The organism is Virgibacillus sp. DJP39 (genome assembly GCF_049310925.1).
Taxonomy (GTDB): domain Bacteria; phylum Bacillota; class Bacilli; order Bacillales; family Amphibacillaceae; genus Virgibacillus_F.
Map to the genome: position 1 here is coordinate 1 of NZ_JBMERP010000090.1, position 13,004 is coordinate 13,004.

General features: G+C 35.8%; 12 protein-coding genes and 1 pseudogene. 11 read left to right on the top strand and 2 right to left on the bottom strand.

Annotated features, from left to right (window positions below):
* The first annotated feature begins 123 nt into the window (after positions 1-123).
* From ACOI1D_RS18760 to ACOI1D_RS18790, 7 genes are all read left to right on the top strand, one after another.
* Positions 124-318: a hypothetical protein gene (locus tag ACOI1D_RS18760; RefSeq protein WP_422503404.1), complete on the top strand. Its 195-nt coding sequence runs from the start codon at positions 124-126 to the stop codon at positions 316-318.
* Positions 319-610: 292 nt separating this feature from the next.
* Complete coding sequence (locus tag ACOI1D_RS18765; RefSeq protein WP_422503406.1) at positions 611-1,201, top strand: DedA family protein; 591 nt, start codon at positions 611-613, stop codon at positions 1,199-1,201.
* 211 nt (positions 1,202-1,412) lie between these two features.
* Positions 1,413-2,396: a TAXI family TRAP transporter solute-binding subunit gene (locus tag ACOI1D_RS18770; RefSeq protein ID WP_422503408.1), complete on the top strand. Its 984-nt coding sequence runs from the start codon at positions 1,413-1,415 to the stop codon at positions 2,394-2,396.
* Between the two features lie 132 nt (positions 2,397-2,528).
* Positions 2,529-3,059: a DUF1850 domain-containing protein gene (locus tag ACOI1D_RS18775; RefSeq protein WP_422503410.1), complete on the top strand. Its 531-nt coding sequence runs from the start codon at positions 2,529-2,531 to the stop codon at positions 3,057-3,059.
* 46 nt (positions 3,060-3,105) lie between these two features.
* Positions 3,106-5,070, top strand: coding sequence for a TRAP transporter permease (locus ACOI1D_RS18780; protein WP_422503424.1), 1,965 nt, complete (start codon positions 3,106-3,108; stop codon positions 5,068-5,070).
* Positions 5,071-5,396: 326 nt separating this feature from the next.
* Entirely contained in the window at positions 5,397-6,368 is a 972-nt protein-coding gene (gene uvsE, locus ACOI1D_RS18785) for a UV DNA damage repair endonuclease UvsE (protein ID WP_422503411.1), read from the top strand.
* A gap of 326 nt (positions 6,369-6,694) precedes the next feature.
* Positions 6,695-6,868, top strand: coding sequence for a hypothetical protein (locus ACOI1D_RS18790; protein ID WP_422503413.1), 174 nt, complete (start codon positions 6,695-6,697; stop codon positions 6,866-6,868).
* A 57-nt stretch (positions 6,869-6,925) separates the two neighbouring features.
* On the opposite strand, the gene guaC is transcribed toward ACOI1D_RS18790, so the two are convergent.
* Positions 6,926-7,909 (bottom strand): GMP reductase, encoded by a 984-nt coding sequence (guaC, locus tag ACOI1D_RS18795; RefSeq protein WP_422503415.1) that lies wholly within the window; start codon positions 7,907-7,909, stop codon positions 6,926-6,928.
* A 252-nt stretch (positions 7,910-8,161) separates the two neighbouring features.
* On the opposite strand from guaC, the gene ACOI1D_RS18800 reads away from it, so the two are divergent.
* From ACOI1D_RS18800 to ACOI1D_RS18815, 4 genes are all read left to right on the top strand, one after another.
* On the top strand, positions 8,162-9,334 hold the full coding sequence (locus tag ACOI1D_RS18800) for a hydroxymethylglutaryl-CoA synthase (RefSeq protein ID WP_422503417.1): 1,173 nt from the start codon (positions 8,162-8,164) through the stop codon (positions 9,332-9,334).
* A gap of 219 nt (positions 9,335-9,553) precedes the next feature.
* Positions 9,554-10,744 carry an HD-GYP domain-containing protein gene (locus tag ACOI1D_RS18805; RefSeq protein ID WP_422503418.1) on the top strand — a complete coding sequence of 397 codons (1,191 nt, stop codon included), beginning with the start codon at positions 9,554-9,556 and terminating at the stop codon, positions 10,742-10,744.
* Between the two features lie 158 nt (positions 10,745-10,902).
* Entirely contained in the window at positions 10,903-12,087 is a 1,185-nt protein-coding gene (locus tag ACOI1D_RS18810; RefSeq protein ID WP_422503420.1) for a peptidase, read from the top strand.
* Positions 12,088-12,110: 23 nt separating this feature from the next.
* Complete coding sequence (locus ACOI1D_RS18815) at positions 12,111-12,413, top strand: DUF3892 domain-containing protein (RefSeq protein WP_422503422.1); 303 nt, start codon at positions 12,111-12,113, stop codon at positions 12,411-12,413.
* A gap of 72 nt (positions 12,414-12,485) precedes the next feature.
* Here the strand turns inward: ACOI1D_RS18815 and ACOI1D_RS18820 are convergent.
* Positions 12,486-13,004 (bottom strand): annotated as a pseudogene (locus ACOI1D_RS18820) (hypothetical protein); the annotation flags it as partial.

Below are 13,004 nucleotides of genomic sequence, written 5' to 3' on the forward strand. Positions count from 1 at the left end.
TTAAACGATAATATCACAATTACAAAAAATAAACGTCTTGATATTCGTTTCTGAAAGTGAAACCTATCTTCAGATAATGTCGTATTTCATTTATACAATTAATGGAAGGGGAGCAGAGTGAAAATGAATGAATGGTGGAGAAATAGAAAAGCAAAATCAAGAAAAGGTAAGAAAAATAGTGGTGAACATACCTTTATAGATAGTGTATTAGAACTATTACTTTGGATTCCTGAATTTGCTCTGCTTCCATTCAGAATGGTTTTTTGGTTGTTTAGAGGTATTGGAAAATTAATCAGTCACATAGTGGATGTCGTCTAAATCATGTTCCCAATGCGAACTGCACAGGCAGATGAAGCGATTGTAGATTTGCATGAGAGTGAATATTTTAAGGGCGTTAGCTCATAATTATCCGATTAATAATAATGTAAACATGAATAAAGATAGATGAAAGTAAAAAAACTCCTCTTGTAGAGGTCTTGTTTAAGATAAACGAGCCATACTACAAAGGAGTTTTCTTTAGATACTGGAGAGAAAGATGGTTAATTATCCCTTGGATTTTCACCATGAGGATAAACTTGGTGAGACTGTCTAATTAAAATGGAGTGATATGGTGGTTGAAAAAATTTTGTTTTGGTTAAAAGAAGCTGGGTTTGCTGGTTTATTGACAGCAATGTTTTTAGAAGGGTCATCACTCCCTTTTCCAGGTATAGCCGTTATTTTAGCTTATGGTTATATTCTTCCGTTTGATTATTGGGATAACTTATTGGTCGCAGCCTGGATGAGTGTTGTTTACAGTGTGGCAAGCTTAATTCCATATTTTATTGGCCACAAGCTCGAAATTAAACTTCAAAAAAGCCCTAAAAAAGGACTGAAAAAAGCTAAGAAACTTTTCTCGCGGTATGGTAGATGGAGTGTGTCCTTTTCACGACCATTTGGACTTGGAAATTACATTTCCTACGTTGCTGGAATGAGTAAAATGAAGATTATCACATACTTACTTTTTACTTTTATCGGTATTTTTCCGTGGTCATATGGCATGCTGCTGTTAGGGAATTATTTTAACGGCAGCTATCAAGCATTCAAATCTTTTTATAAAAATAACAGTATTTATCTATATATAGCAGTAGCGATAATAGTAGGGATTATTTTTCTTTATATTTTTATTAAGAACAAAAAAAATAAAAAATCAGTTGATGAATGAAAAAAAGAAGAAGATAAGGTATGAAACAAGAGTGTCTATGGAATATAGATGTGTACGGAGCTGAGTAGTAGTTTAATTATCTTAATCGTGGTAGAAACTGATCAACCTTCCGTTACAAAGTTTGGTCTAATTTTAAGAATTTATTGACAGTAATAGTAGAACAAGTATAAAATAAACCTGATAGCTAATAGAAATAAGGGGGAGTCATAAAATGAAAAAGTTTTTATTTATAACTACTTTGTTACTCGCTTTATCCATGCTTTTAGTAGCATGTGGTGATGACGGTAAAACAGATACAGCATCTGAGGGTGAAGGGGAAAAAGCTCCAGAATTCTTAAGCATGTTGACTGGAGGAACAAGTGGTACATATTATCCACTAGGTGGAGAGATGGCTAGCATTATAACAGACGAAACAGGTATTCAAACAGATGCTATTTCATCAAATGCTTCAGCTGACAACGTTATTTCCTTGCAGGAAGAAGAAGCTCAGCTAGCATTTGTTCAAACAGATGTAACCGCTAACGCTATCGAAGGAATTAACTCTTTTGAAGGAAATCCAGTTGATAATGTGTTAGCTATTGGATCACTTTATCCAGAAACAATTCAAATTGTTACAACCAAAGATTCTGGAATTGAATCAGTGGAAGACTTAAAAGGTAAAACTGTTTCAGTTGGTGCTCCTGGTTCAGGAACATATGTTAACGCTGAACAAATCCTAAAAGTTCATGGAATTTCTATGGATGATATTGATGCACAAAACCTTGATTTCGGTGAGTCAACTGGTGGAATTCAGGATGGAAACATCGATGCTGCGTTCATTACATCTGGTACACCAACTGGTGCTGTAGAAGGATTAAGCGCAACTACAGATGTAAGTATTGTTCCAATTTCTCAAGATAAGATTGATGAGCTAGTTAAAGAATATCCTTACTACGCTACTGATGTTATCAAAGCAGGTACTTACGGGCTAGAAGAAGATGTAACTACTGTAGCTGTTCTGGCGATGCTTGCAGTAACTGATAGTCTTTCTGAAGATGTTGTTTATGACATTACGAAAGCCATCTTCGAAAATACAGATAAAATCACGCATGCAAAAGGTGAATATGTTACGAAAGAATCTGCATTAGATGGAATTGGTATTGATTTACACCCTGGCGCTAAGAAATACTTTAAAGAGATTGGCGTCTTAGAATAGTTGAGAGCACTATTTGAAAATTAAGCTTGTAATGGAAAGGCCGGTTGTAAACCTGTTTTTTAGGTGTTTACTGCCGGCTATTTTTCCTATACAGTTGAATTTTCACTACATAAATGAATTGGCGGAATTACAATGAAGTTTAAAAAATTGACATTTTCTATACTCATCCTAATTATCCTTCTTATTGTATTACAGGTTCCCTTCAAGACTGCCTTAGTCTTTTATGAACGAAATACAGATAATTTAGAAGCGTTTCTACCTATTAATAAAGGTGACACTTTCCAGGTTATTTTTAAGCATTCAATACACTTAACAGATGTTGTTGAAAAGTACAAAGTTCGTGACGACCTCGCAATAGAACAATATGAAATCGTATATGAAGAATTTGGGATTGGGATGCCATCGAATGCCCTGGAAGGAGAAAAGTTTGAATACAAGAACGGAAAGTATCATGTATCGAGCTTAGATAATATATTTCAAACCTTAAAGATCAGAAATGGGAAAACTGTATCTGAGAATCGATTAGTCTGGGGAACAGAAAAAACTGAAAAGGGACATATGGTTCAGTTTAATAAATATTTTATACCTGGTGAATGGTATACTATTTTAGTTGAACGAATATCTCTATGGGATTATTTGAAAGGAGTGAAGATAAGTGAGTGAAAACAAGGAAAATGATCAATTTTTAGAAGAAGACCAGCAAAAACTCATGGAGAAATATGATATAGAGGCAAGTGCACGAAAATTAACTGGCATTGCTGGTTGGATTGTGTTACTCGGGTTAGTTGCTTTTTCTCTTTTTCAACTATACACTGGTGCATTCGGCGTTTATACGGCTTATATACAAAGAACTGTCCACTTAGGTTTTGCTTTGTCCCTTATTTTTCTACTATTTCCGGCTAGAAGGAAAAGTAATAAGCATAAGGTAGCTTGGTATGATTGGATCTTAATCTTACTATCCATAGTTGTGACGGGTTACTGGCCGGTTTTTTATGAAACAATCGTGCAGCAAATTGGTGGGATAAGCCAATTCCAAATGGTCATTGGTGGATTAGCAATACTTCTAGTTTTGGAGGGTTCAAGGCGTGCAGTTGGTCTCCCAATTGCGATTATTGCTGTACTTTTCCTTGTCTATGCATTATTTGGTCGTCAGATGCCTGGTATGCTAGCACACCGAGGGCTTAGCCTTGAGCAATTAATTGATTCGATGTTTTTTACGACACAAGGTATTTTAGGTACACCACTGGCTGTGTCCTCTACCTATATCTTCCTGTTCCTGTTATTTGGAGCATTTTTGATACAGACTGGAATAGGTACGTATTTCAATGATTTGGCACTGGCAATAGCTGGCCGTCGTGTCGGAGGTCCTGCAAAAGTTGCTATTTTCTCGAGTGCTCTGAATGGAACGATTTCAGGAAGCTCTGTAGCGAATACAGTTACTACAGGTTCCTACACGATTCCAATGATGAAAAGACTGGGTTATAGTAAAAACTTTGCAGGAGGAGTAGAGGCTGCCTCATCAACAGGTGGACAAATCATGCCGCCAATTATGGGTGCTGCTGCTTTCTTAATGATCGAATTTGCTGGTGTTGGTTATTGGGAAATAGCCAAAGCGGCAACGATTCCCGCAATATTATATTTTTCAGGAATATGGATCATGACCCATTTTGAAGCCAAAAGGTTAGGACTCATGGGATTGCCAAAGGACCAAATACCAAGTAAAAAAGAAACACTAAAAAAGATATATTTGCTGTTACCGATAATAGCTATTGTTTACTTATTATTCAAGGGTTACAGTATCGAAAGAACAGCTATGTATGGAATTCTAATCACCATTGTGATTAGTTTGTTTAGAAAAGATACGAATATGTTTTTAAAGGATAACAAGTTTACATTCAGTAAGTTGATTGATGGTTTGGCAACAGGTGCACGTACAGCTTTAGGTGTAGCAGCTGCAACAGCATGTGCAGGTATTATTGTAGGTGTTGTTACGAAAACCGGGTTGGGTTTGAAGTTAGGAAACAGTCTTGTAGATATTGCAGGTGCTATTACGAGTTCACCACAGGCACTATTGCTGTTAACTTTATTCTTTACTATGGTCACCTCCATAATAATTGGCATGGGTTCACCTACAACAGCAAACTATATTATTACATCAACGATTGCTTTACCAGCTATCATTGCGTTAAATGATCAATATCAATTTGCGATTCCAGTACTCGCAGCGCATATGTTTGTATTTTATTTCGGAATCTTAGCCGATATTACACCACCAGTTGCACTTGCGGCATTTGCTGCAACGGGTATTTCAGGTGGTGAGCCAATTAGGACTGGATTTAACGCTTCAAAACTGGCAATTGCTGCATATATTATTCCTTATATGTTTGTTTTAAGTCCAGAGCTTCTGATGATTAATGCTACTGCGGGTGAAGTTGCAATTGCACTGGTGACCGCATTTCTAGGTATGATTTCAATTGGAGCGGGTATGATTGGATTCTGGTATCGGAAGATTAATTGGATTGAAAGAATTATAACAGCTTTAACTGGACTAATGCTGGTTTATCCTGAGGGAAGTACCGATATAATTGGCTTAGGTATATTCGTAGTCTTAGTTGTTATCCAATATAAGACCAAAGAAAAAAAGGAAACTAAACAGAAAGAAACGCTTAATTAACTATTGAAAACCTCTAAAAAGGGGTTTTTAATTTTTTTTTGTGATAATAAAGTAAAAGAATTTCACCATTAAAGTTGGGTAACAAGGCAAGTTTTCTATAGATGGGGTGAAGACAGTTACATTAACTGGATGCCACTTTTTCTGTTCCATAATCGATAATATTTATAAGCTATATATACTATACTCGTTTACAGTTCAAGACAAGTGTCATTAAATAATAGGTTATTTTTTTCTGAAATGGACAATCTATATCTGATGGTGACTTAAAGAATTAATCAGTTGTAGTAGGGTTAAAATAATAATAGTTAAACTAGGGGAGTGCACAAATGACTTTGGTTCGTCTTGGTTATGTAGCAATGAGCGTGCATTTACAAAATGCCTCTCCATCCAAAACAATGACATATAAGACATTTTCCAAGATGGAAGATCAGGAGGCTGCTATAGGTAAATTGGAACAGATCGCACAAACTAATCTACATAACTGTCTCAGACTTTTGAGACATAATGCAGCACACGATATTGCGTTTTTTCGCCTGTCATCTAAACTTGTTCCTTTAGCCACTCATCCAGAACTGAAGGGTTGGAATTACATAGAAGCTATACAATCATCGCTTGGGCAAGTAAAGGAATTTCTTATAAATCATCCTGACACTAGAGTAGATTTTCATCCGGATCATTTTGTATTGCTAAATTCACCTGGTAAAGATGTTTTAGCGAATTCAGTCAAAACCCTTCGCATGCATTATAAATTGTTGAAGGGGATGGGTATCAATCACCAGCATCGATGTGTATTGCATGTTGGTGGTGGCTATGGAGATAAGGAAAAAGCGCTTGAAAGGTTTATTCATAATTGGGCACTTGTATCAACAGATTTGCAGCACATGATTATTTTAGAAAACGATGATAAGGTATTCACGCTTTCAGAAACGTTATACCTGTGTGAGAAGTTAGGTGTTCCTTTAGTATTTGATTATCACCACTATCTTGCCAATCACAGTGAAACAGAAAATTGGCAGAAAGAATGGGAACGTGTGGTTCATACATGGACTGCTACGAAGTTACCTGTAAAGATGCATATTTCAAGCCCAAAGTCGGATAAACAATATCGGGCTCACGCTGAGTACGTGGATAGTTCGATGTTTATGGACTTTTTGCGTGAAATAAAAGGAAGCGTACCTCAAATTGACTGTATGATTGAAGCAAAACAGAAGGACGATGCATTATTTACATTGATGAAGGATTTACGCAAGTACTCTGAAGTGGAAATGGTTGATGGAGCAAGTTTTTATATACGCTAAGTTTAGTTAACTATGAAGTTTATAAAACTGCGACGTAACTTATTGCTGGCGGCTCCTCATGCCAAGGAATCATCCGTTATCTAGAAATATCCACTTTCGTGAGCATGGAATCATCCGTTATCCAGAAATATCAACCTTCGTGGCCATAGAATCAACTGTTATTTAGAAATATCGACCGTCGCTTGGGGGAAAAGCCTCGTTTACACGCTCAGAACCTGCGAGAAAAGCAACAACAATCTTTTAGAAAATTGCTATAAAAATAAACCATAAACATGATTTATGTATTATAATAGGATTGTAAGAGAAATAGTAGAGGAGACAATTTAATGTCTAACGAAAAGAAACTAAGTATGCAAGAAAAAATGCAGCAACACCTGGATAAGAAGAAACAAGCTCAAGCTACTAACAAAAATACAACCAATATAAATGGCTCAACACAGCACATGAAAAGTCAATTAACGAAAAAGCCTAGTAATACTCGCCGTAAAATGGGTAGCTAATAGTACGAAACATTTAAAATGCAGAGACCCTATATTGGATCTCTGCATTTTTCCCTGCTAATATACTTTATCACCGTTAAAGATTGAATTTTTTACAACAACATAATCTACGTGATGGATTGCTTCGAGCTTGTTTCCACCGGCATATGATATGGCTGATTGCAGATCCTGTTCCATTTCAATCAACGTATCTTCTAAAGTGCCTTTATGTTCTACATATACTTTTTTACCTTCTACATTCTTTTTTTCACCTTTTTGAAATTCTGAGGCCGAACCGAAATATTCTTTAATAAGCTTTCCATCCTGTTCGATTGTTTCTCCGGGAGACTCCTCATGTCCAGCAAAAAGTGAGCCAATCATTACCATTGTTGCGCCAAACCTGATTGATTTAGCTACATCACCATGGGTGCGAATACCACCGTCAGCAATAATCGGTTTACTTGCTGCTTTTGCACACCAGCGTAATGCAGCTAACTGCCAACCACCAGTTCCAAATCCAGTTTTGATCTTCGTAATACATACTTTTCCTGGTCCAATACCGACTTTTGTCGCATCTGCCCCAGCATGCTCTAATTCTCTTACAGCTTCTGGCGTACCAACATTTCCTGCGATAACAAAGGTTTTAGGAAGATGCTGTTTTATATGTTGAATCATTTGGATTACTGCATTAGAATGCCCGTGAGCAATGTCAATTGTAATAAAGTCGGGCGAAATATTTTTTTCTGTGAGCTGTTGAATGAACTGATATTCCTCCTCTTTTACACCAACACTGATTGATGCAATTAACCCACGTGACTGCATATCTTTAATGAAATTTAGTCGTGCCTCTGGTTCAAATCGGTGCATAATATAAAAATAACCATTTTGTGCTAAATATAACGCGATCTTTTCATCTATGATTGTTTGCATATTTGCTGGTACTACAGGCAATTTAAATGTGTGTCCACCTAAAGTTACTGTAGTATCACATTCTGACCGGCTGTTAACCACGCATTTTGCGGGAATTAGTTGAATATCTTCGTAATCAAAAACGTTTTCCATGATTTACACTCCTAGAAACGAATATTTAAACTAAAAATATAATTAATGTTCGTACATTGAATAATTTACATTACTTTCTGTTATATGTCAAAGTTTTTAGTGTAGTTGGCATCTTTCGAACATCCACAAACTCTATCACTACCATCAATATATTATTTGTAGTAAACTGTAATTTAACTAAATTCCATATGGCTTGGGCATGTTATCCATATGGCAATAATTAAATATTGGTAAGCAAAGGAGAACGACCCCGTGAAAATAGGAATTGACAAAATAGGTTTCTATGCACCTCATATATATTTAGATATGAATCAGCTAGCAAAAAGTAGAGGCGTTGAACCGGAAAAATTCACCATTGGAATTGGTCAGGAAAAGATGGCAATTGCACCAATTACGCAAGATCCAGTTACATTAGCAGCCAATGCCGCACTGGAAATTTTGGACGAAAAAGACAGGAAAGATATTGATTTTGTCATATTTGGAACAGAATCTGGTATCGACAGCTCCAAATCTGCAGCAGTATACGTTCATGATTTGTTGGGATTAAACCCTAATTCCAGAGCCATTGAAATAAAACAAGCCTGTTATGGAGCAACAGCTGGTATACAAATGGCTAAAGGACATATAGCGTTGAATCCGGAAAGTAAAGTTCTGGTCTTAGGTTCTGACATAGCTAGATACGGCTTGAATACTCCCGGAGAAGCAACACAAGGAGCTGGAGCGGTTGCATTAGTTATTAGTGCAAATCCAAGAATAATGGAATTGGAAGAGAAAAGCGTTTATTTCACAAATGACATTATGGATTTTTGGCGTCCAGTATACTCGGACAAGGCTTTTGTCGATGGTAAATTATCTAATGAACAATACATGGCATTTTTCACTGAAGTCTGGAAGCAATATAAAGAGAAGACAGGGTTAGGGCTGAAAGATTTTGAGGCAATTTGCTTTCACTTGCCTTATACAAAAATTGGACTTAAAGCATTACGAACAGTTTTGGAAGAGGGTACAGAGGATGTCAAAGATCGGTTAGTTGAAAACTATACCGCCAGTACCGATTATAATAGAATTGTTGGTAATATTTATACCGGTTCATTGTATCTTAGTCTGCTTTCCCTGCTTGAACAAAAGGAAGACTTAGCGGAAGGTTCAAGAATTGGAATGTTCAGCTATGGTTCAGGAGCAGTCGGGGAGTTCTTTACTGGTATTCTTCAACCCGACTATAAAGATAACCTACGCGTCGAAAATCATAACACGTTATTTTCATCACGAACAGAAGTAACGGTTTCCGAATACGAAGATATTTTTCAGGAAACATTGCCAACTGACGGCTCAACAGTGAAGTTGAATATCGATGAAGACCCAGCATCCATTTGTTTAGCTGGAATGTCAGATAACAAGCGTAACTATGTAAATAAAATGAAATAGTGGAACGTAGCGATTTACTGCTACTACTACTACTAATAGCAAACCCTGGGAGGATTTATTTCTTTTCAGGGTTTTACTATGGGAATTTATTCTATACTATACTCTGTCAAAATTCTTTTAAATTCTACCATTATTTACATATATGTTCATTTGCCTTATACTTTTAATAATTGCACTTATATATTTAAAGAGAATACTAGTACCAGAGAGGAATTCAAAATGCAGAAAGAACTAAGAAACTCTACATTATTAAATGAAGAACAGCGAACTGTTAAATGGTTTCTGTGGTTATTTTATATTATTTACTTTGGATACGATATCTTTTATCATTATTTTTTACCTGATACTCCATGGGGAAATATATCTAATCTACCAAATCACGGACTTGATTACTGGATGTATATTATAATGCTGGGTCTGTTACCAGTATCCTACTATTTAATGAAAAATCAAAATCCTTGGCTGATCAAATATATTTATTTTATAACTTTTACATCTACAAACATTCTTAATGATATTTGGGTATATTGGGGTAGTGAAGCCACTTATAGTAACGGAAATGTAATAGAAATAGTCATTGTATTATTTTCTCCTATATTTGTTAATAAAAAGTTCTTTTACTTAGTTTCTGTCGGGACAAGTTTAAAGTTTATTATTGTAGGGTTGGTTCTTCTGGATCCTGTTGTGTTGTTCCCATTACTAATTGTACTGGTTTTGTCAATAATTGGCTTCATTTTACTTCATAAATTTTTGAGTTATGTAACAGCAGTAGAGACCTCCTATGATAGACAACTTGAAGGTATTGTTAAAGGAATTATAGCTACATTAGAACTAAAAGACCCCTATACGCGTGGTCATAGCGAACGAGTAGCAGAATACGCAATGATACTTGCGAAAGAGACAGGGGAAATTAAGAAAAGTGAACTTAAATCCTTTTATTATGCTTGCCTATTGCATGATATAGGAAAAGTAAATATTCCCGATTCTATCCTGACAAATCCAGGAAGCCTTACAAAGGAAGAATTTGAAGTGATAAAGACTCATCCGGTTGTAGGAGCTAGAGCAGTTCAAGAAGTAGATGGAATAGCCGAAAATATTGATGTTATTTATAGTCACCATGAACGTTGGGATGGCAAGGGGTACCCTGATGGGTTAAAGGGAAAGGAAACTTCTCTTCTTCCTAGAGTTGCTGCTATTGCGGATGCTTTTGATGCGATGACTTCATCCAGGTCTTACCGTAAGGCTTTACCTTTAGACGAAGCTTATCGACAGATTTTGGATGGAAAAAGCACACAGTTTGATCCACAACTGGTAGACATTTTTAAGAAATCATACCCTTCCTTGGCCACTTATCATAAAAGCTATCATGATCGGGTTAATGGCTTGGAGGAAGATGCTAAAACCAAATAAAGGGGGTGAATGAAACTATGAAAATCCGTAAGCTTAGCAAAATTAAAGTAACGTGCTGGTGGTGCTTCTGGGTAGGGCGCTAGTATAATATAAAAGTTCTCAAGGATGCTAGTATTCTAGCATCCTATTTTTCCATTTTTAGAGTGGTGGTGTAAAAAATGAAATTATCTCTCCAATCAAATCTAACCTTATATCCCTTGACGATTCGGCCAGATAAAAAGCATTTTATTGTTGAAGAAAGTCTTACTGGTGAATTTTACGAGATGCCAAAAATCTGTATAGATGCGATTGATTTTATCAATAAAGGTGAAACATTAGGTGAAATAGAACTAAAACTACAGCCAAAGTATCCTGAGGAAGAAGTGGATCTCCTAGCATTTGGTCAACAATTATTAGAGCTTGGTTTGACAAAAGAGATCGATGGAGTGGCAGTTCAGATTACGAAACAAAACCAGTCTCCGGAAGGGTTTATTTGGTTATCGCCTAGAGTAGGAAGATTCGTGTTCAACAAGATAACTACTAAGCTTTTTGCAACTATTATTTGTATAAATATTCTCCTTTTAATTATGAATCCACAGTTATTACCTAACTATCAGGATTTGTTTCTGTTTGATGCGATGATGTTTAATGTTTTAACTTATATGGGTGTTTCTCTACTTTTAATACTAATTCATGAGTTCGGCCATATTTTAGCAGTACGTTCACATAATTTGCCGGCTAAACTGGAAGTAGGACACCGATTATTTTTAGTCGTATTTGAAACGGACCTATCCCCCGCATGGAAGCTCTCACCCAGGCAACGCAATAGTTTATATCTTGGCGGTATATGTCTTGACCAACTGGTAATTTTTATTACATTTGCTATAAGTCTTATTTTTCTAGAAGGTAATTCGTTTATCACTGGTATTCTTGCACTTATAATATTGGATATATTCATAAAAACGATTTATCAATGCTGTTTTTATATGAAGACAGATTTATATTACCTGTTTGAAAATTTAACTGGTTGTTACAATTTGATGGAAAACAGTAAGCAATACTTAAGTAAATGGTTTCCGTTCATAAAAAAAGACTCCACAACTCAAACATTTGAGGATGAAGAGAAGTTTGTTCGCTTGTATGGGATTTTCTATATCTGTGGCGTTTTATTAACTTTTGGCTTGCTACTATTCTATTTCATTCCACAAGCCCTTTACGCATATTCAGAAACATTACCTGAATTAATGAACCCTATTGGAAATCCATACTTCTGGGATGCACTTATTTTTCTAGGACAAACCATGGTTATGATTGGATTGCTAATCTACTCCTGGAATAAATCAAAAAGATCCCGAACATACTAAGAATATGTTCGGGAGGTGTATTTGTGGACAATAGGGATTTCGAGAAGATATATAATGATTACAAGAGCCAAAGTGACACAGAAGAATTAACGGAAATTAAATCTGGTCAGGAACAAATAGCTGCAGTTCGAAAAAATGATGATGGTGATATCATTGCTTTCAAAACAACAAGTGGAAGAGAACTGGACTATCTGTCAGCTTTGGATGAGGCAAAGGCAGGAAAGATAGCCGGTGTTGATGTATTCCATAAGTATGGCAGGGATATAATCCGCAGTGAGCCAGACGGGATAAAAGAAAATAACTTAGACAATCTGGATAGTTTTTAACTATTACTGATGAAAACTAACAAAGACCAGTACCTGGTGAGGTTCTGGTCTTATTTCACATCTACTGTCAACCTATTTTCCTTTCAGTTCACTTATTCGAACAATTCTCTCCAGCTTATCTAATTCGAAAAAAAGTTCAATAATACTGTTTGCAATAGGAAATACAAAATTCCATTTATAAAGCTCTGCTCCCTGTAATTCATCAATTAGATTATTGATTGTTACCTGCATAGCTGCTTTTGTTTCTTTCTGCAGATCCGTGTTAAGAATGATCTTGTTTTCGTATAAAAGGAAAATATTTTCGCTGTAACTGTTCATTTCTTTCACTAGCTTTTTTATCAAAAAAGATTTATTTCCTGGAATGGAATCAATTTCCTTAATGTTTTTTTCTAACTGTTGAATCAACGTTTGTTTTTTGGTAAGTACTCGAATCATATGTTTGTAAACAATAATATTCCTGTAAAAAGCTCGACGATTTTTTATGAAGATACGGCTACGTTCATCAGAGATGATTTCATAATAATCCTTCGCTTCGTTTATTAACTTCTCTATTTCCCTGTCTTCTTTTTTCATCTGTGGAATACGCATTGT